Genomic DNA, 20813 nt, shown 5'->3' with positions numbered 1-20813 from the left:
GTGCGCCCGTGTTCGACCTGATCCTGCACGCGATCCCGGTCTTCGCGATCTGTCTCGCGCTCGAGGCCGCGTCGTTCCACTGGCTGCCCGACGACGACGAGCTCGGCTTCGACAGGCGGGACTCGGCGACCAGCCTGACGATGGGCCTCGGCAGCGTCTTCGTGAACCTCGTCTGGAAGCTGGTGGTCCTGGCGGCGTACGCCGGCGCCTTCCTGCTGGCGCCCTGGGAGCTGCCGGCCGACAACCCGTGGGTCTGGGTCGCGCTGTTCTTCGCCGACGACTTCCTCTACTACTGGTACCACCGTACCCACCACACGATCCGGGTCTTCTGGGCCAGCCACGTGGTGCACCACTCCAGCGAGTTCTACAACCTGAGCACGGCCCTGCGTCAGCCGTGGACCCCGTTCAGCTCGCTGCCGTTCTGGCTGCCGCTGGCGTTCCTGGGGTTCGAGCCGTGGATGATCCTGCTCCAGCAGTCGATCAGCCTCGTCTACCAGTTCTTCATCCACACCGAGCGGGTCAACCACCTGTGGAAGCCGATCGAGCTCGTGATGAACACGCCCTCGCACCACCGCGTCCACCACGGCTCGCAGAGCCAGTACCTCGACAAGAACTACGCCGGCATCCTGATCATCTGGGACCGGCTGTTTCGCACCTTCGAGCCCGAGGGCGAGCGGGTCCGCTTCGGCCTCACCAAGAACGTGAACACCTTCAACCCGTTGCGGGTCGCCACGCACGAGTTCTCCGCGATCGGCCGTGACGTGTGGCGTGCCGACACCTGGCGGGCGCGGCTCGGCTACCTGTTCAAGGGCCCGGGCTGGAGCCCGGAGTCGGCGCGTCGTACCTGACGATCCGGTCGTGATTTCGGCGGCAGGACGACATTTTCGTCAGGTGCGTTGAGATCGAGGTGCCCGCCCCTACTGCTCGCTCAGCGGCCGTCCGGCGACGGTCCGGATCGCGGCGGACACGAGACCGACGTACCCCCACAACGACCGCACGGACAGGGCCACTGACCACACCGTCCGGGTGCCGCTCGGTGCGGGCTTGCCCGCGAACCGGTCGGCCATCCAGCCGATCATCAGCGGGAGCGCCAGGGGGTGCAGGCTGAGGTGCTCGCTCGTCCGGTCCCGGACGTAGTGCACCGTCGCGCCGCCCTCGACGTAGCGCTGCTGCTGCCCGTCGACGTCCTCGACGTGGATGATCTGGTCGTGGGTCGCCTGCGTCATCAGGATCGGGCAGGTCGGGATGTGCTGGCCCAGGCGGAGGTCCTCGAACACGTGCAGGACCTCGGGTGTGCCGAGCACGTCGGCCAGGGGTGCGTCGAGGTAGTCGTCGAAGTCGTGACCGCGGTGGTGGATCACGGCCGCCAGGGTGCTCGACTTCTCGAGGCGCTGCAGGTGCTTCCTGCCCGTGAAGGAGGCGTGCTCGTTGATGACCTTCGCCAGGCCCGGGTACCCGCTGCGGAGCCCGGCCACCACCATCGCCGGCAGTCCGGCACGGGAGGTGCCGTTGAGCCGGATGAAGGTCTCGCCGGGGTCACCGACGGGAGCGCCGAGGGCGGCGCCGACGATGTTGAGCTCTGGTGCGTACGTGGGCGCCATCTCGGCGGCCCAGGACGAGGCCATGCCGCCGCCGGAGTAGCCCATGATCCCGACGGGGGTGGCCTCGCCGAGTCCGAGCGGCTCGAAGTCGACGGCGGCCCGGATGCCGTCGAGCACCCGGTAGCCCGGCTCGCGGGCGGCGCCGAACCGGCCGAGCAGGCCCTCGTGATCCGCGAGGGACAGCGCCCAGCCCTTGCGCAGCACACCGGCCAGCAGGGCGAACTCGAGCGGCGGGATGGAGCCCCAGGAGCGGGCACCCTGACGAAGTGCGTACGACGGGAAGGCCTTGCCCGTGATCGCATCGATGGCGCACTGGTAGGCCAGCAGCGGTCGCGGCTCGTTCGGGTCGGCGCCCTCGGGGAGTACGACGGTGGTGACGGCCGCCTCGGGCGCGCCGTGCAGGTCCGTGCTCCGGTAGACCAGCTGCCAGGCCGACACCTGCTGGGGGATCAGGCCCAGGAAGCCCAGCTCCACCTCGCGTGACCGGATGATCGCGCCGGGGGCGAGCAGGGCGAGGTCCACTGGCGCGGCCAGGAACGGGTCGTCCTGGGGGAGCAGCGGGCGTGAGCGCTTCGCGTCGGCAGCGGGAGCCGAGGCCTGATCGGGCAGGGGTTGCACAACGCCATACAAGCATTTGCTTGGTCGTAACGTCAGGGGTGGCCACAGGGCGGTTGCCGGGCGGCCACACGGCGGTTGCCGGGTCGCGAGGCGTCCTACGCGCGGTCGCGGGCGATCGCCTCGGGCAGGACGTCCTCGACGATGGTCAACAGGCTCTGCCGCAGCAGCAGGTGGACCTGTTCACGGCTCAGCTGCTTCTTGATCAGCCACTCACGTCCGGCGGTCTTCGCCAGCTGCCCGTAGGCGCGGACGAAGGCCCGCAGCTCGTCGCGGTGGTCGGTCACGTCGGCCATGTCGATCGTCTCGAGCACGCGGTCGACGGCGTCGTCCTCGGCCTTGAGCAGGATCCGCTCGAGCTCGGGATCGCGACCCAGCCCCGAGGACCCGGCCGCGCTGATCCAGGCGGCGTCCTGGCCGGACAGCGAGTCGAGGAACCAGGTCACGGCAGCGTCGATGCGCTCCTCGAGCGTGCCCCCGGGGGCATGGTCGATGACGTTCTCGGGGACGGATGCGGCCTCGCGCACGACCTCGAGGTAGAGGTCGCGCTTGGTGCCGAAGTAGTGGTTGAGCAGGCCACGGGCCACGCCGGCGTCAGCGGCGATGTCGGCCGTCGACACGTCGCGGTAGGGCCGCAGCGCGAAGAGCCGTTGCGCGCTGGCGAAGATCTCCTCGCGTCGCTGGTCCGGGCCGAGGCGGCGCCAACGGGGTTCAGTGGTCACGACCCCAGCCTTCCATCACGCCTGGTCGACCCACGGGAGCCACTGCGGCAGGTCCTTCTCCACGGTGTTGGGGAAGACGGGTGGGCGCTTCTCGAGGAACGACATCACGCCCTCGAAGGCGTCGGCGTTGGTCGCCAGGCCCTCGATCAGTCGCGAGTCCACCTCGTGCGCAGGGAAGGGGGAGTCCAGGCCACTGAGGCGGTTGAGCATCTGGCGGATCACCGCGATCGAGACCGGTGCGGTGTTGTCGCGCAGGTCGCGAGCCAGGGCGTAGGCCTCGTCGAGGACGTCCTCGGGTGCGTGGACTGCGGTGACCAAGCCCGCCGACAGCGCCTCCTCGGCGCCGAAGACCCGACCGCTGATCAACCAGTCCTGTGCCCTGGTCACGCCAACCAGGCGGGGGAGGTACCAGGTCGAGCCGGCCTCGGGGAAGATGCCGCGGCGGCCGAAGACGAAGCCGAACTTCGAGTCGGTCGAGCCGAGACGGAAGTCGCACGCCAGGGTGATGGTGATGCCGCCACCGACCGCGGCGCCCCGCATGGCCGCGATCACGGGCTTGTTCATCAGGTACACGCGCTTCGAACACCGACCGGCCGGCTCCTGCCACGCACCTTCAGCACTGCCCACCTCGTTGGTGTCGAAGGTGCCGCCGGAGAGGTCGGCACCCACGCAGAAGTGGTCACCGGCGCCGGTCAGGACGACGACGCGGACGTCCTCGTCCAGGTCCGCGCGGTCCAGCGCGAGCACCAGCTCGTCGGCCATCGTGATCGTGTAGCCGTTGCGTGCAGCGGGCCGGTTGAGCGTGATCGTCGCGATCCGGTCGGCCACCTCGTAGGTGATCTCGGTGAAGGTGCTCGCCGGGCTGCTCGTGAGGGTGGAGTCCATGGGTGGCCTGCTTCCGTACGTCTTCGATGCGCTTGTTGACCGGCTGCCAACAGTAGTGCACTATTGGCGCTGTGCCAACAACTACGCCGTCCTGGATGACCGAGGACCTCGAGGCGGTGCGTGAGCTCGCCGCGACCTACTTCGCCAAGGAGGTCCTGCCCCGTGCCGACGAGCACCGCGCGCAGGGTTTCGCGAGCCGCGACGCCTACCGCAAGGCAGGCGAGCTGGGCCTGGTCGGGATGTCCCTCCCCGAGGAGTACGGCGGCGGAGGCGCCTCGTTCGCGGCCGAGACCGTGCTGATCGAGGAGCAGGTCCGTGCCGGTGACACCTCGATGGGCTTTGCGGTCTCGATCGGCATCGTCGCCCACTACCTCAACGCGTACGCCACCGAGGAGCAGAAGCAGCGCTGGCTGCCCAAGGTGTGCGCAGGGGAGTGGGTGCTCTCGATCGCGATGACCGAGCCGGGCACCGGCTCCGACCTGCAGGCGATCAAGACGCGCGCGGTCAAGGACGGCGACGACTACGTCATCAACGGAGCGAAGACCTTCATCTCCAACGGCCACGTCTGCGACCTGGTGGTGATCGCCGCGAAGACGGGCGACGAGGCCGGTGCGGCAGGGATCTCGCTGATCGTGGCCGAGGTCGGCGACGACACTCCGGGCTTCACCCGTGGTCGCGTGCTGGACAAGATGGGCCAGCAGGACCAGGACACCGCGGAGCTGGCGTTCGAGGACCTGCGGGTGCCGCAGGCCAACCTGCTCGGCCCGAAGGAGGGCCAGGGCTTCTACCAGATGATGGAGCAGCTCCCGCAGGAGCGACTCATCACCGCGATCCTCGCCCAGGCCCAGATCGAGAAGGCCGTCGAGCTGACCGTGGCCTACACGAAGGACCGCCACGCGTTCGGCAAGCCGCTGCTGGCCCTGCAGAACACCCGGTTCGAGCTGGCCGAGTGCGCGACCATCGCGCGGGTCAATCGGGCGTTCCTCGACCAGTCCATCGAGAAGCATCTCGCCGGCACGCTCGACGCCACCGAGGCCTCGATGGCGAAGTACTGGATCTCCGACCGGGCCACCGAGGTCGCCGACCGCTGCCTGCAGCTCTTCGGCGGCTACGGCTACATGAACGAGTACCCGATCGCCCGCATCTACACCGACGTGCGGGTGCTGCGCATCCTCGCCGGTGCCAACGAAGTGATGAAGGAACTCATCGCCCGTTCGCTCTGACCGTCTCGGACCCACCTTTCATGAGGAGCAGATCGTGTACCTGACCCAAGGACTTCACCGGTCGCTGCAGGCGACGCCCGACAAGGTCGCGACCATTCACGGGGACCGCAGCCACACCTTCGCCGAGCTGGGCGACCGGGTCGCGCGCCTTGCGGCCGGCCTCCAGGGGCTGGGGGTCGCGGAGGGCGACGTGGTCGCGATCCTGTCGCTCAACAGCGACCGGTACGTCGAGTACTTCTCCGCGGTCCCGTGGGCCGACGCGGTGCTCAACCCCATCAACATCCGGTGGAGCCCGCAGGAGATCATCTACTCGCTGAACGACTCGGGCACCACGGTGCTGATGATCGACGACGCGTTCGCCCCGATGGCATCGGCGATCACGGCCAGCTGCCCGTCGGTGACGGCGCTGGTCCACTGCGGTGACGGCCCGACGCCGGAGGGCATGGTGTCCTACGAGGCCCTGGTCGCCGACAACGAGCCGATCGCCGACGTACGTCGTGCCGACGACAAGCTGGCCGGACTCTTCTACACCGGGGGCACGACCGGGTTCCCCAAGGGCGTCATGCTCTCCCACCGCAACCTGCTGACCTCCGCTCTGGGGGCGGTGGCCAGCGGGTACCTGCTCCAGCGCGAGTCGACGTACCTGCACGCGGCGCCGATGTTCCACCTCGCCGACCTGGCCGGCAACCTGGGCGCCACCCTGCACGGCTGCACGCACGTCACCATCCCGTTCTTCGAGGCGAAGAACGTCCTGGTGACGATCGAGAAGCACCGGATCACCGACGTGCTGATGGTGCCGACGATGATCCAGATGCTCGTCGACCACCCGGACGCCAGGGAGCACGACCTCTCGTCGCTCGCCCGCCTGATGTACGGCGGTTCGGTCATCTCCGAGGGTGTCCTGCTGCGCACCAAGGCGCTGCTCCCGGAGCTCCGGCTGACCCAGGCGTACGGCATGACCGAGCTCGCCCCGGTCGCCACGCTGCTCGGCCCCGACGACCACGTCGACGGCCTGCTCACCGCCGCCGGCCGGGCCGCTCCGCACGCCGAGGTCCGGATCCTCGACGCCGACGGCACCCCGGTCCCGACCGGCACCGTCGGCGAGATCTGTGTCTTCGGCGCCCACGTGATGCTCGGCTACTGGAACAAGCCGGACGAGACCGCCGCGGTCCTCAAGGACGGCTGGATGCACACCGGCGACGGCGGCTACATCGACGCCGACGGGTTCGTGTTCGTCGTCGACCGGATCAAGGACATGATCATCACGGGTGGTGAGAACGTGTACTCCGCCGAGGTCGAGGGTGCGATCTCGAAGTTCCCCGGCGTGCTGCAGTCGGCGGTCATCGGCCTGCCGAGCGACCAGTGGGGCGAGACGGTGCACGCGTGCGTCGTGAAGGCGCCCGACGCCGACTTCACGACCGAGGACCTGATCGCCCACGTGAAGGGCCTGATCGCCAACTACAAGGTGCCGCGCAGCGTGGACTTCCTGGCCGAGCTGCCGATGAACGGCGCCGGCAAGATCCTCAAGCGCGACCTGCGGGCGAGCTACGCGGACAAGGCGTGACCCCGGTCGTGGGCACCCAGGTGGAGACCGCGCTCGACAGCCTCAATCCCGCGGACGGCACGCTCGTCGCCTCCGTCCCGGTGATGGGGGAAGCGCAGGTCCGTGCGGTCGTCCGTACGGCGCGCGAGGCAACCGTCTGGTGGCGCGGGCTCGGGTTCGACGGTCGGGCCGAGCGACTGGCCGCCTGGCGCAGCGCCATCTGGCGCCATGTCGACGAGATCGCCGAGCTCATCCATCGCGAGAACGGCAAGCCGGTGGACGACGCGGTCCTGGAGGTCGTGCTGACGGTCGAGCACATCCACTGGGCCGAGAAGAACGCCGCCAAGGTGCTCCGCACGCGGCGGGTGAGCCCCGGACCACTGTTCGTGAACTACACGGCGCGGGTCAGCCACGACCCGGTTGGCGTGGTCGGCATCATCGGCCCCTGGAACTACCCGCTGTACGCCCCCAACAGCGCGGTGGCGTTCGCGCTGGCGGCTGGCAACACCGTCGTGCTCAAGCCGAGTGAGTTCACGCCGGCGGTGAGCCAGTGGTACGTCGACGCGTTCGCCACGGCGAACCCCGACGCCCCGGAGGGCGTGCTGTCGCTGGTGACGGGGTACGGCGAGACCGGCGCGGCCCTCTGCAACGCCGGTGTCGACAAGATCGGCTTCACCGGGTCCACCCGGACCGGCAAGCGTGTGATGGCGCAGTGCGCCGAGACGCTGACCCCCGTCGTCCTCGAGTGCGGTGGCAAGGACCCCGTGATCGTTGCGGAGGACGCCGACGTCACGGCTGCGGCACGCGCCGTCGCCTGGGGCGCGTTCACCAACTCGGGCCAGACCTGCGTCGGTGTCGAGCGCGTGTACGTCGTCGAGGGGGTCGCCGACGAGTTCCAGAAGCTGCTCCTGGAGAACCTCGACGGCGTGCGGTCCGGTGACGACGCGAAGGCCACCTACGGACCGATGACGATGCCCGCGCAGGTCGACATCGTCCGCCGGCACGTGGCGGACGCGGTCGAACGCGGTGCGACCTTCCTCAAGGGCGGCCCGGAGTCGATCGGCGAGCGCTTCATCGAGCCCATCGTGATCACCGACCTCCCCGAGGACGCCGCCGCGGTGCGGGAGGAGACCTTCGGCCCGACCGTCACGCTGACGCGGGTCGCCGACGTCGACGAGGCAGTCAGGCTCGCCAACGACCACGACTACGCGCTCAGTGCGTCGGTCTTCTCCGCCTCGCGCGGTGACGAGATCGCCGACCGGCTGCGGGCGGGGCAGGTCACCATCAACTCGGTGATCGCGTTCGCCGGCATGGGTGCGGTGCCGATGGGTGGCGTCGGTGCGAGCGGCTTCGGCCGGCTCCACGGCGCCGACGGCCTGCGCGAGTTCGCCCAGCCGCGCGGCGTCGTACGCCAGAAGTTCGGCCTGCCCGGCTTCGAGCTGATCACGCTGAAGCGGGCCCGGCACGTCGTACCGATGATGAAGAAGGTGCTCAGCGTCCGCCACGGGCTCTGAGGACCATCGGCACCAGGTGGTCGCGCGCGAACTCGCCCAGCTGCGCTGGCGTGTCGAGCTCGATCAGCGCGCGGGGCGTGAGCAGGTAGGAGTGCACCACCCGCACCAGGAGCTCCGCGCTGGCCTCCATGCCGTCGGTGGAGGCCAGCAGGCCGTCCTGGACGGCTTCCTCGAAGAAGCCGAGGGTCCCGACCACGGCGCCGGTGACCAGGCGACTGCCCTCGGTCGTGAGCTGCATCAGCACGAGGTCCGGCTCCACCTGGAGCATCCGGGCCAGCAGTGCGTGGCCGCGCACCTGCTGCATCATCGCGGTGAAGCCGAGCTCGACCCGCTCCTCCAGGGTCGCGCCGCGCCGCGCGGTGGCCGTGACCTCTTCGAAGAGCCGGGTCGCCTCGCGGGTGACGACGGCCTGGACCACCTGGTCCTTGTTGCCGATCCGGCGATACACCGTGACCCGGTCGATGCCGGCAGCGCGCGCGACGTCGCCGATGGTGGAGCGCCTGATGCCGAGCTCGGCGAACTGCTGGAGCGCGGCGTCCAGGATCCGGTGCACCTCGGGGGCATGGTCGTCGTCGCTCACAGGGGGAGCATACGAAAGCATCATTGCAACAACAAGTGTTGCTTTGTTACAGTCGCTGCCTCGACCAGACGTGGAGGCAGGACATGGCAAAGAAGCCGAACCCGGCGTACCAGGCGGAAGCTCTCGCGATCAATGCGCGCGACGTGCACTTCGACTGGACGGATGTTCCGACCGAGTACATCCCCGGTCACCCCTACGCCACGCACTTCTGGAACGTCATGCACCTGGTGCTCCCCGAGGGTGAGCGCGCCATGGCCGACGTCCTGGGTCGTGCCCTGCCGCTGATCGACGACCCCCGACTGCAGGAGGAGCTCCAGGGCTTCATCGGCCAGGAGGAGACCCACGCCAGCTCGCACGAGTCGTTCCGGATCCACCTGGAGGAGAACGGCTTCGACATCCCGAAAATCATGAAGCTGATGGAGTTCCTGATGGACCAGGTCTTCGGCGACCACGGCCTGAAGGGCCGCGCCGGCGAGGCGTGGTTCCACGAGCGGCTCGGCCTGTACGCCGCGGCCGAGCACTTCACGGCGACGGTGGGCGAGTGGCTCCTCGACAACGAGGAGTTCGACCGGATCGGCGTCGACCCGATGATGCTCGACCTGCTGCGCTGGCACGGCGCGGAGGAGATGGAGCACCGCAACGTCGCCTACGACGTCTACCAGTACGTCGACGGCAGCTACGCCCGCCGCGTGCGCACCGCGCTCCTCGCCTCCGGTGGCCTGCTCGCCCTGTGGCTCTACACGTCGAGCTGGATGTACGCCAACGACCCGACGGTCACCAGGCACCGGTGGACCTGGCCGCTCGAGTTCGTCAAGGACACCCGCAAGGGCCTGATGCCCGGGATCAAGTTCATCTTCAGGGAGATCCCGCAGTACCTCCGCCCGGACTTCCACCCGTCGCAGATGGGCCCGATCGACAAGGCCGTCCGCTACCTCGCCGTGTCCCCGGCGGCGCGGGCATGACCGCCACCGCACCGTCCTTGAAGCTGCGCGCGCTGGCGACGGGAGCCCGGGCCTACTCGGCCGTGTTCGCGGCAAGTGCGGCGGCGCCGTACCTCTCCCGGCCCACGCCGGTGCGGAGGACGGGCTTCGACCTGGAGCTGACCGTTGCTGCGATCTCGACCGAGGTCGAGGACGTCGTCAGCTTCGAGCTGCGCAGCCCCGACGGCTCGGACCTCCCGGCATGGGTGCCGGGTGCTCACCTCGACGTCTTGCTGCCGTCGGGTGCGCAGCGGCAGTACTCCCTGTGCGGTGATCCACGGGACCTCGCCTGCTACCGGATCGCCGTACGACGGATCGAGGGCGGTGGTGGGGGATCACTGGCCATGCACCGGGAGGTCGCCGAGGGTGACCCGATCACGGTGCGCGGGCCGCGCAATGCCTTCACGTTCATCGACGTCGAGTCCTACCTCTTCGTCGCCGGCGGCATCGGCATCACGCCGATCCTCCCGATGGTGCGCGAAGCCGCGCGCCGCGGTGCCCGCTGGAGGATGGTGTACGTCGGCCGCTCGCTCGCGACCATGCCGTTCGTCGAGGAGCTGCAGGCCCTCGACGGCGGGGAGCTCGAGCTGCGCCCCGACGACCAGTTCGGCCAGCCGGACCCGTGGGAGCTGCTGGGCCGCGCCGAGCCCGGTGCCGCGATCTACGTCTGCGGACCGCCGCAGCTGATCGACGCCGCGCGAGCACTCCAGCCGACGCTCAACCCGACCGGGTCGCTGCACAGCGAGCGGTTCTCGGCACCGCCCGTGGTCGGTGGCCACACGTTCGACGTCCACCTGGCCCGCACGGGCATGACGGTGCACGTGGCGGCCGACGAGTCGGCGCTCGCCGCGATCCGTCGTGAGGTCCCGGGCGTGCGCTACTCCTGCCAACAGGGCTTCTGCGGCAGCTGCAAGCACGCCGTCGTCGAGGGCGCGGTCGAGCACCGCGACCAGAAGCTGCGGCCGGCCGAACGCGCCGATTCGATGCTGATCTGCGTCTCGCGCGCCGCGGGCGACCACCTGACCCTGGATCTCTGATGCGGAGGAAAGTGATCCCCACGTCACTCCCGCACGTCAGGGTCGCCGTGATCGGCGCCGGCTTCGGTGGCCTCGGCACGGCCATCCGGCTCAAGCAGGCCGGCATCGACGACTTCGTCGTCCTGGAGCGGGCGCACGAAGTCGGCGGCACCTGGCAGGTCAACAGCTACCCGGGCGCCCAGTGCGACGTACCGTCGCTGATCTACTCCTTCTCCTTCGCGCCCAACCCGGACTGGAGCCGGCTCTACCCGCTGCAGGAGGAGATCCAGGCCTACCTGCACCGTTGTGCGGTGGACTTCGGCGTGCTGCCGCACGTCCGCTTCGGGACCGAGGTGACCGACGCGTCCTGGGACGACGCGGCGCAGTTGTGGCGGATCTCGACGAGCACCGGTGACCTGACCGCCACCGTGCTGGTGGGTGCCATCGGGCCGTTCAGTGCACCCTCGGTGCCGGACCTCCCCGGCCTCGACCGCTTCGAGGGCACCGTCTTCCACTCGCAGGGGTGGAACCATGACCACGACCTGATCGGCGAGCGCGTCGGGGTCATCGGTACGGGCGCCTCCGCGGTGCAGTTCATCCCGCGGGTCCAGCCGCAGGCCGACCACCTCACCGTCTTCCAGCGCACGCCCACGTGGATCCTGCCCCACCCGGACCGCCCCGTCGGTACGGCGACGCGCCTGCTCTACCGCCGGGTCCCGGGGGCGCAGGCGGCCGCGCGCAAGGCGTGGGAGCTGACCTTCGAGGCTCTGGTGCCCGGCTTCATCAACGAGCCGAGGCTGCAGAAGCCGCTCGAGGTGATGGGCCGCGCCCTGCTGAGGAAGCAGGTCAGGGACCCCGAGCTGCGCGCGCGACTCACGCCGTCGTACGCCGTGGGCTGCAAGCGGCCGACCTTCTCCAACACGTACTACCCGGCGTTGACGGCCGAGAACACGACGGTGGTCTCCGACGGCATCGTGGAAGTGACTGAGCGCGGCATCGTGACGGCCGACGGCGCCGAGCACGAGCTCGACACGATCATCTTCGGCACCGGCTTCAAGATGACCGACCACCCGGTCTTCGACCGCATCCACGGCCGTGGCGGGGTGAGTGTCGGCGAGGAGTGGCGTGCGGGGGAGATGGCCGCCTACCTCGGCACCACGCTCCACCACTTCCCGAACCTGTTCCTGATCCTGGGGCCGAACTCCGGCGTCTACACCTCGGCCGTGATCACGATCGAGGCCCAGGTGCACTACGTCGTGGAGGCGCTGCGCGCGATGGAGGAGGGTGAGCTGGCCTCGCTGGAGGTCACGGCGCGGGCCCAGCAGGACTTCCTCGAGTGGGCCGACGCGGGGCTGAGCAGATCGGTGTTCGTCACCGGCGGCTGCCACAGCTACTACCTCAGCCCCACGGGGCGGAACTTCACCCACTTCCCGGGGTTCTCGGCGACCTTCCGGAGCCGCACCAGGAAGGTCGACCTCGACCACTACGCCGTACGACGGCACGACCCCGCCGGCACCGGAGCAAGGGAGATGTCCGCATGAGCAGGCTGGGCACGTCGTACGACGTCCGCGACAAGGTCGTGCTGATCACCGGCGCCGGGCAGGGCATCGGGGTGGCGCTCGCTCGCCGACTCCACGAACAGGGTGCGCACGTCGCGCTGGTGGACGTCAACGAGGCCGGGCTGAAGGCTGCCGCGACGGCACTCGGCGACAGCCGGGTGTTCACGGCCGCGGCGGACGTCACGGACCGGGCCGGGATGGCCGACGTCGTGGCGCGCGTGATCGACCACCACGGTCGTCTCGACGTCGTCGTCGCCAACGCCGGGGTGACCCCGCCGCCCGCCACGATCCGCACCATGGACCTGGCCGACTACGACCGGGTCGTCGCGATCAACCAGACGGGCGTGCTCAACACGGTGCAGCCCGCCCTCGACGCCGTCATCGCCCAGCAGGGCCACGTGGTCGTGGTCGCCTCGTGCGCCGCGTTCTCGCCGGGCCTCGGCGGCGTCGCCTACATGTCGAGCAAGGCGGCGGCCGAGCAGATCGGCCGGGCGCTCAAGCTGGAGCTGGCGCCCCACGGGGCCAGTGCAGGCGTGGCCTACTTCGGCTTCGTCGAGACGCCGCTCGCCACCGCCACGCTCGACGACGACCCGTTGGGCCGCAAGCTCGACCAACTGCTCGGCTGGCCGCTCAACCATCGCATCTCGGCGGACGACGCCGCCGAGTCGATCGCGCACGGCATCGCCCACCGAGCCGGCGCGACGATCGCCCCGCTGCGCTGGGCGCCGTACTCGTTGTTCCGTGGTGTGCTGAACGCCGGTGCCGACCTCGTGCTGGTGCGGGACAAGCGGGTCCACGCCATGATCCGGGACCTCGAGGCCCGCGCCTGAGCCACCTATCGTGTGCTCGTGGGAGATCTGGTCCGGTCCGCGGCGCTGAGCGGCTTCACCGAGGTGGTCGCGGAGGCCGGCGGTGACCCGGCGGCCATGCTGCGACGTTTCGGGATCGACCCCGCCGCGCTGCTCGACGACGCTTCGCTGATCCCGCACGACGGGGTCGTGGCGGTGTTGGAGCACGCCGCCGCCGAGACGGGACTGCCCGATCTCGGCCTGCGGGTCGGTGAGCGCCAGGACGAGGGCATGCTCGGCCTGCTGTCGGTGGTGATGCAGCACTCCGCGACCGTGGGGGAGGCGCTCGACGCGGCCGGCCGGTTCATGTTCGTGCACAGCCCGGCGGTGAGCGTGACGGCCCATCCCGAGCCCGACCCGGCGTCGATCGCTCTGGTCTACGCGACGACCTCGCCGCCGCCGGTCCGGCAGCTCAACGAGATGGTGATGCACTTCGCGTACCGGGTGGTCCAGAGGTACGTCGCGGGCGGCGTCGCGCTGATCACGGTCGACCTGCCGCACGCCCCGATCAGCCCCCTTGCCCGCTACGAGGAGTGCTTCGGCGCGCCGGTCCGGTTCGACCAGGACCGCGCGGCGCTGGTGCTGCCGGCGAGCATGCTGGCCCTGTCGCTGCCCGACGCGAACCCGCACGTGCGGCAGATGGGGCTCGACTACCTTGCCGCACGCTTCGGTGCCCCGGGGCAGGACGTGACGTCGCGGGTGCGGGGCTACCTCGAGCGGATCCTCGGCAACGGCTCGACCGACCTCGCGTCGGTGGCCGATGCGCTCGACCTGCACGGGCGCACGCTCCAGCGCCGCCTCGCGGCCGCCGGGACGACGTACGGCGACGTGCTCGACGGGGTGCGCAGGGACGCTGCGCTGCGCCATCTCGCCCACTCGGACCTGCCCCTCGCGCAGGTCGCGGCCGTGCTCGGCCTGGCCGACCAGTCGACGCTGACCCGGTACGTCGTCCGCTGGTTCGGCAAGCCGCCGTCGCGGCTGCGTCGCGAGGGTGTGTCGCGATCGGTCAAAATATCGTCGTAGAAGCCCAAGACCCGGGCCGCGGGCGGTGACAGGATCGAGGGATGAGCACCGAGGCGACCCCGAAGAGTCCCGGCCCGAAGAATCCCGGCCCGAAGAACGACGACCCGCTGGCCGCGATCGGCGCCCGCTCGATCCCCGAGTTCGAGGGCGTCCACGACGTCTGGCCGCGGGGCGCACGGCTCGCCGCCGTACGCGCTGCCGCTGAGGCGTACAAGCCGCGCTTCAAGGCCCAGGGGCAGGTCTCGGCGGTGAAGTCGGTCGACATCGCTGCCGCGCCGTACCCCGTGGGCTTCGCCTTCCACGGCGCCGTCAACGTCCCGCACCTGTCACTGATCGCGATGATCAACCGGATGATCGTCGTGCAGTACGACGACTGGGACGGCAACCCGCGCACCCTCGTGTTCGAGCCGACGATGCCGGAGGGCTCGGCCGAGGCGCCGTTCTACGCACAGCTCAACGACCTGGTCGACAAGATCCCCGGTGGTCAGAAGATCGCGTCGCTCACGATGCTGAAGTACTACGCCGAACCGCTGGACGCGCTGGAGAAGCTGGGCCTGACGCCCGACGACGTCGACTTCTGCACCTTCGACCACCTGCACGTGCAGGACCCGCGGATGATCATGGGTTCCTCCTCGCTGGTGCCCGGCGAGACCGCGCCGCGCAAGCCGCTCTTCGGCAACGCGAAGATGCTGGTCCACGAGCGGGAGCTGGCGACGCTCGAGTCGCTGCACCCCATGCAGTGGGCGTGGTACGTCGAGGACGGGCTCGAGGGCGTCGACCCGGCATCGTTCGTGAAGTTCAGCGGCGACATCGAGCTCGGCCCGGGCCTCACGCTGCTGTGGACCCCCGGCCACACCGACGGCAACCACTCGCTGTGCATCAACACCCCTGACGGGGTCTGGGTGTCCTCGGAGAACGGCATCTCGATCGACAACTGGCAGCCCGAGCTGTCGAGGATCCCGGGCGTGCGGAAGTACCACGAGACGTACGGACGGGAGATCTGCCCGAACGCCAACACCCTCGAGGACTCACTCGACCAGTACGACTCCATGGTCAAGGAGAAGGTCATGGCGGACGCCTGCCAGGACGACCCGCGCTTCCTGCAGATCCTGCCGTCGACCGAGCTCGCCGACTGGAAGCGCTTCTGGCCGGTGCGCCCGACCCGCTTCCAGGGCGGCATCTCCTACGGCACGATCACGCGGCCCGGCTCGTGACGGTTCGGTCCTCGGGCGACCGCCGTGGTGCGGTCGTCACCGGCGCGGGGCGTGGGCTCGGCAAGGAGATCGCCCGGCACCTGGTGGCCGAGGAGTACGCCGTGCTCGTCACCGACGTGGACCTCGCGCTGGCGCGAGCGGCAGCGGAGGAGATCGGTGCGGAGGCCGCCGTCCTCGACGTGCGGGACGGGGCGCAGGCGGAGGCCGTTGCTGCAGGCGTGGTCGCTTCAGCGGGCCGGCTCGACGTGTGGGTCAACAACGCAGGCGTGCTCGTCACCGGCCCCGCGTGGGAGCAGGACGAGGCCACGCGTCGGCTGATGGTCGAGGTCAACACGATCGGGTTGATGAACGGCACCGTCGCGGCGATCCGGTCGATGAAGGACAACGGTGGTGGCCACATCGTCAACATCGTGTCGCTGGCCGGCCTGGTCGCCGTACCGGGGGAAGGGGTGTACTCCGGCTCGAAGCACGGCGCGATCGGCTTCAGCCTCTCGACCCAGTGCGACCTGAACCTCGCGGGCCACCGGGACATCAGCATCTCCTGCGTGTGCCCCGACGGCATCTGGACGCCGATGCTGCACGACAAGCTCGACGACCCGGAGGCGGCGCTGTCGTTCTCCGGCAAGCTGCTCAAGCCGTCCGAGGTCGTCGACGCGGTGGCCGCCGTGTTGCGGAAGCCGCGCCAGGTCACGGCGGTTCCCCGGTGGCGGGGAGCGCAGGTGCGCGTGCTGGACGCGGTCCCCGACCTGAGCCTGAAGGTGCTGCCCGTTGCCGTGCGGATGGGCAAGCGGCAGCAGGCGAAGTTCCGGAAGTCCGGTGTACCGGAATGACGGTCTTCATCACCGGCGGGCGCGGGTTCATCGCCCGAGCCCTGGCCGATCGCCTGCGTGGGCAGGGCATTGCGACCTCTGGCGTGGACCTCGTGGCTGACCCTTCGTACGACGTCGTGGCCGGCTCGACGGCTTCGGGTGACGGGTGGCAGGCGCACGTTGCCGGGGCTGAGGTCGTGGTGCACACGGCCGCGCTGGTGACGAACACGGCGACGCACGACGAGGCCTGGCAGGTCAACGTGCTGGGGACGCGTCGCGCCCTGGACGCTGCGATCGCCGGCGGTGCACGCCGGTTCGTGCACGTGTCGTCGGTGCGCGCGTTCGGCGACCTCGGCTGGCCCGACCAGGTCACCGAGGACCACCCGGTCCGCAACGACGGCGGTTCCTACGTCGACTCGAAGATCGCCAGCGAGCAGGTCGTCCTGCAGGCGCACGCCGCTGGCGAGATCGAGGTGGTGATCGTGCGGCCGGGTGACGTCTACGGCCCCGGCTCGCGGCCGTGGACCGTCCAGCCGGTCTCGCTCATTCGACGGGGTGCGTTCGTGCTTCCGGCTCTCGGACGCGGAGTGTTCAGTCCCGTGTACGTCGACGACCTGGTCGCCGGGCTGCAGCTGGCCGTGTCCCGTCCCGCAGCTGCGGGGCAGGTCTTCACGATCGGCGGGGGAGTCGGCGTGACCTGCGCCGAGTTCTTCGGCCACTACTTCCGGATGCTCGGCAAGCGCGGCCCTCTGTCGTTGCCGACCCCGGTGGCCGTGGGTCTGGGGCGGGTGGCTTCCGGGGGAGCGCGGGTGGTGGGTCGTCGTACCGAAGCCAGCGCGGAGACCATGCACTACTTCACGCGTACGGGCACCTACTCCATCGCCAAGGCCCAGCGTCTCCTCGGCTACTCGCCTGAGGTGGATCTCGACGAAGGCATGCGTCGTACTGAGGCGTGGCTTCGCGAGAGCGCCCTGATCTGACCATCCCGGGAGCGGGTTCTCGTTGTCGCTGACGTCCGCGAACGTCCTGGGCAAGAATCGGCGGATGGCACGCACTCGGGCACTCGATGACCCGCCCGGACGCGACGATCCCGCGCCGCGCAACCAGCAGTGGACGTGGGGGCGCGGGCAGGCGATGGCGGCAGCCGGCCTGCTCGTCATCGTCCTGGTGGGTGTGGGCGGCAGCCTGGGGAGCGCCCTTGCCGACGCGGTCGGAGCTCCGGTGGTCCTGGGTGGATTGCTGGGAACGGTCGCCGGGTACTACGCGTCGCGCGCGATGCTTCGGGCAGTTGTGCCCCGGCTGATGCCCTGAGCCCCTGGCTGAGGTGCGCCGGTGGTTGAGGTGCGAGGCGCGCCAGCGCCAAGCCTCGAAACCCGGTGACTGTGGAGAACTCGGCCTGATCCGGGGCTGATGTCGGTGCCCGCAAGTGCCGGGGCTCAGGCGGTCCGCGCGACCGTGCCGAGGTCCGCGAGTTCCAGCCGAGCGTCCGTCCGCGTGTGCTTCCGTGATCGGGGTGGGTTGCTGCCACTGAGTGACAGCAACCCACCCCGATCACGAGGATCGGTACGTGGGCGAAGCGGTCGATCGCTTTCGCGCCGGCGAGATAGATGCTTCGACGCGGAAAGTGACCCGTCGCTGGGACCGACCGCTCCGAATCACTGGTGACTCCCGCCCGACGACGAGCGGGATCCCTCCAGCCCGCAAGGGGTCACCATGAACGCCATCGGAACCAGTCCTGCCAAGCCCGTTCGGAAGCACCTTCTCTCCCCGCAGGCGATGGCGAGGTCTGCGGCCACTCCGGTCGACGTCGACCTCACCCGTCACCGCGGGCAGGGCAACGGTGTTCGGGTGCACGCCCTCTACTTCTCGATGGTCTCCCTGGTCACGCTGCTGGTCGCCATCGTGGCGGTCGCCGTCGCTACGACGATGCGGTAGCAGGCGTCTCTGCCGGGCGCCCCCAACCGGCGCACTTCGTGCGAGAAACTGGCGCACCTCGTGCGAGAAACCGGCGCACCTCGCGCTACACGGCCAACAACGCGTCCAACGCGCGGCAGCAGTGCGTGACGTCATCCTCGAGGGACACCCGTTCGGACGGATCGGACCCGGACCACAGCAGCGCCCGGTCCTCGACGTACGCCGTCCAGGCGTGTACGACGGGCGCGGTGTCCTCACCCAGCCGCAGGGCGGCGATCAACCGCCGCGCGACGGTCATCCGGTGTGACTCCAGCCGGTTGCCGCCGACGGCGATGGTGCCGTTGCCGAACACCAGGGCGACGTAGAACTCCCGGCGCCGCTCGATCTGCGCGTAGACGCGGGACACGAACTGCTCACACGCGAGCTCGGGGGAGACGCCCTCGTCGGGCGCTGTGTTCCGCATGACGCGGCGCAGGGCGGCGCCGATGACGGCGTCGTAGTAGTCGGTCTTGGTGGGGAAGTAGTGGAAGAGCAGGCCCCTGGAGATGCCGGCCTCGGTGGCGACGGCATCGATCGAGAGGTCCTGGATCGGCTTCTCGACGAGCATGCGCAGCCCGATGCCGAGCAGCTGGCGACGACGCTCGTCCTGGGAGAGTCGTCGCCGGGTGTGATCTGCGTCCACGCTATTGAGCATTGCTCAACAACGTGGCAAGGTCAACCCATGGACTTCTCACCCAGCCCCCGTGCCCAGGAGCTCACCGAGCTGGCCCGCGACTTCCTCGCGACCGAGGTGGAGCCCGTCGAGGCGGCGTACCACCACGAGGTCGCCGAGATCCGCGCCCGTGGTGGCGACTCGTGGCAGCCGCTGCCGATCATCAAGGAGCTGCAGGACAAGGCCCGTGCGAAGGGCCTGTGGAACCTCTTCCTGCCTGCCGGGCACGAGGGTCCGTACGCCGAGAAGTACGGCACCCACGGCGGTGCCGGCCTCAGCAACGTCGACTACGCCCCGATCGCCGAGCTCACCGGCCGCTCGTTCCTCGGGCCGCTGATCTTCAACTGCAACGCCCCGGACACCGGCAACATGGAGGTGCTCCTCAAGTACGGCAACCAGGCGCAGAAGGACGAGTGGCTCGACCCGCTGCTCGACGGCCGGATCCGCAGCGCCTTCGCGATGACCGAGCCCGGTGTCGCGTCCTCCGACGCCACCAACATGGAGCTGACTGCCGTCGTCGATGGCGACGAGATCGTGATCAACGGGCGCAAGTGGTTCATCACTGGCGTCGGCAACCCCGAGTGCAAGGTCCTCATCGTGATGGGCCTCACCGACCCGGACGCCGACCGGCACCACCGCCACTCGATGGTGCTGGTGCCGCGTGACGCCCCGGGTGTGAGCGTGGCCCGGATGCTCCCCACGATGGGCATCTACGACGAGCCGATCGGCCACGGTGAGGTCGTGTTCGAGAACGTCCGCGTGCCCGCCGCCAACTTCGTCGCCGGCCCCGGTGAGGCGTTTGCGATCGCCCAGGGCCGCCTCGGTCCCGGCCGGGTCCACCACTGCATGCGCCTGATCGGGCTCGCGGAGAAGGCGCTCGAGCTGGCCTGCCAGCGCGGCACCGACCGGGTCGCCTTCGGCAAGCCGCTGGTCAACCTCGGCGGCAACCGCGAACGGATCGCCGAAGCCCGGATCGCCATCGACTCCACTCGCCTCCTCGTGCTCAACGCCGCCTGGAAGCTGGACGTCGGCGGCCCGATGAACGCGATCAGCGAGGTCAGCCAGATCAAGGTCGCCGCCCCGCGGATGGCCCAGCAGATCATCGACTTCGCCATGCAGATCCACGGTGGCGGCGGCATGTCCAACGACTTCCCGCTCGCCGCCGCGTGGACCAACGCCCGTGCCCTGCGCCTCGCCGACGGACCCGACGAGGTCCACCTCGGCATGGTCGCGCGCCTCGAGCTGGGCAAGTACGGCGTGAGCCGGTGACCGGGAAGCGGGTCCTGGTCACGGGCGGGGCGTCGGGCCTCGGCGCGGCCATGGTCGATGCGTTCCGGGCGCGCGGCGACGAGGTCCTGGTCGCCGACCTCACCGAGGTGCCGGACGGCATCAGGCTCGACGTCACCAGCGACGACGACTGGGCCGCGGCCCTCGCGTGGGTCCAGGAGAACTGGGGCGGCCTCGACCTCCTCGTCAACAACGCCGGCATCGCCACGGGCGGCCGGATCGACGTGGTGAGCCTGGACGAGTGGCGCAAGGTCATCGACATCAACCTGCTCGGCGTGGTCCGTGGTTGCCAGACGTTCACGCCGATGATGAAGGCGCAGGGGAGCGGCCACATCCTCAACACGGCGTCCCTCGCCGGGCTCGTGCACCCACCCGGCATGTCGTCGTACACAGCCGTCAAGGCCGGTGTGGTGGCGCTCAGCGAGACGTTGGCCTACGAGCTGCACCCGCACGGCATCGACGTGTCGGTCCTGTGCCCCGGCTTCATCCGTACGCCGCTGGCCCAGTCGCTCGCCGGCAGCGACGCCGCGATGGATGCCGTCGCTGCGCGCCTGATCAACAGGTCGCCGTACACGGCCGAGCAGGTGGCGACCGCTGTGCTGAAGGGACTGGAGGGCCGCAGGATGGTCATCCTCCCGGACCCCGCTGCCCGCAAGGCAGTGTGGACCAAGCGCTTCGCCCGACCGTTGTACGACCGCGAGCAGCGCAAGTTCGGCGCCAAGATCAAGACCATCACCGAAGGGTTTCGAGACGGGCGCTAGCGCGCCC

General features: G+C 69.8%; 21 protein-coding genes. 16 read left to right on the top strand and 5 right to left on the bottom strand.

All coding sequences use genetic code 11. The features are described 5' to 3' along the window. The first annotated feature begins 8 nt into the window (after positions 1-8). Positions 9-848: a sterol desaturase family protein gene (locus ASD84_RS03150; RefSeq protein ID WP_056706573.1), complete on the top strand. Its 840-nt coding sequence runs from the start codon at positions 9-11 to the stop codon at positions 846-848. Positions 849-917: 69 nt separating this feature from the next. On the opposite strand, the gene ASD84_RS03145 is transcribed toward ASD84_RS03150, so the two are convergent. From ASD84_RS03145 to ASD84_RS03135, 3 genes are all read right to left on the bottom strand, one after another. Next, positions 918-2219: a lipase family protein gene (locus ASD84_RS03145; RefSeq protein ID WP_056706572.1), complete on the bottom strand. Its 1302-nt coding sequence runs from the start codon at positions 2217-2219 to the stop codon at positions 918-920. 95 nt (positions 2220-2314) lie between these two features. After that, positions 2315-2938, bottom strand: coding sequence for a TetR/AcrR family transcriptional regulator (locus ASD84_RS03140; protein WP_056706570.1), 624 nt, complete (start codon positions 2936-2938; stop codon positions 2315-2317). 15 nt (positions 2939-2953) lie between these two features. After that, complete coding sequence (locus tag ASD84_RS03135; RefSeq protein WP_056706568.1) at positions 2954-3823, bottom strand: enoyl-CoA hydratase-related protein; 870 nt, start codon at positions 3821-3823, stop codon at positions 2954-2956. 95 nt (positions 3824-3918) lie between these two features. On the opposite strand from ASD84_RS03135, the gene ASD84_RS03130 reads away from it, so the two are divergent. Genes ASD84_RS03130 through ASD84_RS03120 form a run of 3 tightly spaced genes read left to right on the top strand, consistent with a single transcriptional unit; the run spans position 3919 to position 8103 of the window. After that, on the top strand, positions 3919-5046 hold the full coding sequence (locus tag ASD84_RS03130; protein WP_056706566.1) for an acyl-CoA dehydrogenase family protein: 1128 nt from the start codon (positions 3919-3921) through the stop codon (positions 5044-5046). 34 nt (positions 5047-5080) lie between these two features. Next, positions 5081-6610: an acyl-CoA synthetase gene (locus ASD84_RS03125; protein ID WP_056706565.1), complete on the top strand. Its 1530-nt coding sequence runs from the start codon at positions 5081-5083 to the stop codon at positions 6608-6610. Further along, a complete protein-coding gene (locus ASD84_RS03120; protein WP_056706563.1) occupies positions 6607-8103 on the top strand; it encodes an aldehyde dehydrogenase family protein in 1497 nt (498 codons plus the stop codon). Before ASD84_RS03125 ends, ASD84_RS03120 begins: the two co-directional genes overlap by 4 nt. On the opposite strand, the gene ASD84_RS03115 is transcribed toward ASD84_RS03120, so the two are convergent. Continuing rightward, on the bottom strand, positions 8081-8683 hold the full coding sequence (locus tag ASD84_RS03115; RefSeq protein WP_056706560.1) for a TetR/AcrR family transcriptional regulator: 603 nt from the start codon (positions 8681-8683) through the stop codon (positions 8081-8083). The genes ASD84_RS03120 and ASD84_RS03115 overlap by 23 nt on opposite strands. Before the next feature lie 83 nt (positions 8684-8766). Between ASD84_RS03115 and ASD84_RS03110 the strand changes: the two genes are divergently transcribed. The 10 genes from ASD84_RS03110 (at position 8767) to ASD84_RS03065 (ending at position 18067) form a co-directional block, all read left to right on the top strand. Beyond that, positions 8767-9645 carry a metal-dependent hydrolase gene (locus ASD84_RS03110; RefSeq protein WP_056706557.1) on the top strand — a complete coding sequence of 293 codons (879 nt, stop codon included), beginning with the start codon at positions 8767-8769 and terminating at the stop codon, positions 9643-9645. Then, positions 9642-10700, top strand: a complete 1059-nt coding sequence (locus ASD84_RS03105; protein WP_056706555.1) for a PDR/VanB family oxidoreductase — start codon at positions 9642-9644, stop codon at positions 10698-10700. The genes ASD84_RS03110 and ASD84_RS03105 overlap by 4 nt, the downstream gene beginning before the upstream one ends. After that, the gene (locus tag ASD84_RS03100) at positions 10700-12220 is read left to right on the top strand and encodes a flavin-containing monooxygenase (RefSeq protein WP_056706553.1); all 1521 of its coding nucleotides are present in this window, start codon (positions 10700-10702) and stop codon (positions 12218-12220) included. Before ASD84_RS03105 ends, ASD84_RS03100 begins: the two co-directional genes overlap by 1 nt. Next, complete coding sequence (locus tag ASD84_RS03095) at positions 12217-13068, top strand: short-chain dehydrogenase/reductase (protein WP_056706551.1); 852 nt, start codon at positions 12217-12219, stop codon at positions 13066-13068. Before ASD84_RS03100 ends, ASD84_RS03095 begins: the two co-directional genes overlap by 4 nt. An 18-nt stretch (positions 13069-13086) precedes the next feature. Further along, positions 13087-14109, top strand: coding sequence for an AraC family transcriptional regulator (locus ASD84_RS03090; protein WP_156391550.1), 1023 nt, complete (start codon positions 13087-13089; stop codon positions 14107-14109). Positions 14110-14150: 41 nt separating this feature from the next. Beyond that, entirely contained in the window at positions 14151-15323 is a 1173-nt protein-coding gene (locus ASD84_RS03085; RefSeq protein ID WP_235530952.1) for a hypothetical protein, read from the top strand. Next, a complete protein-coding gene (locus ASD84_RS03080; RefSeq protein WP_056706547.1) occupies positions 15320-16153 on the top strand; it encodes an SDR family NAD(P)-dependent oxidoreductase in 834 nt (277 codons plus the stop codon). The genes ASD84_RS03085 and ASD84_RS03080 overlap by 4 nt, the downstream gene beginning before the upstream one ends. Continuing rightward, complete coding sequence (locus tag ASD84_RS03075; RefSeq protein ID WP_056706544.1) at positions 16150-17112, top strand: NAD-dependent epimerase/dehydratase family protein; 963 nt, start codon at positions 16150-16152, stop codon at positions 17110-17112. Before ASD84_RS03080 ends, ASD84_RS03075 begins: the two co-directional genes overlap by 4 nt. Before the next feature lie 64 nt (positions 17113-17176). After that, positions 17177-17443: a hypothetical protein gene (locus ASD84_RS03070; protein ID WP_156391549.1), complete on the top strand. Its 267-nt coding sequence runs from the start codon at positions 17177-17179 to the stop codon at positions 17441-17443. Positions 17444-17845: 402 nt separating this feature from the next. After that, positions 17846-18067: a hypothetical protein gene (locus ASD84_RS03065; protein ID WP_056706541.1), complete on the top strand. Its 222-nt coding sequence runs from the start codon at positions 17846-17848 to the stop codon at positions 18065-18067. A gap of 85 nt (positions 18068-18152) precedes the next feature. On the opposite strand, the gene ASD84_RS03060 is transcribed toward ASD84_RS03065, so the two are convergent. Next, positions 18153-18728, bottom strand: a complete 576-nt coding sequence (locus ASD84_RS03060; protein ID WP_200954391.1) for a TetR/AcrR family transcriptional regulator — start codon at positions 18726-18728, stop codon at positions 18153-18155. Between the two features lie 39 nt (positions 18729-18767). Between ASD84_RS03060 and ASD84_RS03055 the strand changes: the two genes are divergently transcribed. Next, positions 18768-20027 carry an acyl-CoA dehydrogenase family protein gene (locus tag ASD84_RS03055; RefSeq protein ID WP_056706537.1) on the top strand — a complete coding sequence of 420 codons (1260 nt, stop codon included), beginning with the start codon at positions 18768-18770 and terminating at the stop codon, positions 20025-20027. Beyond that, positions 20024-20806, top strand: a complete 783-nt coding sequence (locus tag ASD84_RS03050; RefSeq protein ID WP_235530951.1) for an SDR family NAD(P)-dependent oxidoreductase — start codon at positions 20024-20026, stop codon at positions 20804-20806. Before ASD84_RS03055 ends, ASD84_RS03050 begins: the two co-directional genes overlap by 4 nt. Positions 20807-20813 lie beyond the last annotated feature (7 nt).

It is taken from the genome of Nocardioides sp. Root682 (genome assembly GCF_001427795.1).
In the GTDB taxonomy this organism is placed as follows: domain Bacteria; phylum Actinomycetota; class Actinomycetes; order Propionibacteriales; family Nocardioidaceae; genus Nocardioides.
The sequence above is the reverse complement of the archived record's forward strand: the minus strand, read 5'-3'. Positions and strand labels throughout refer to the sequence as shown.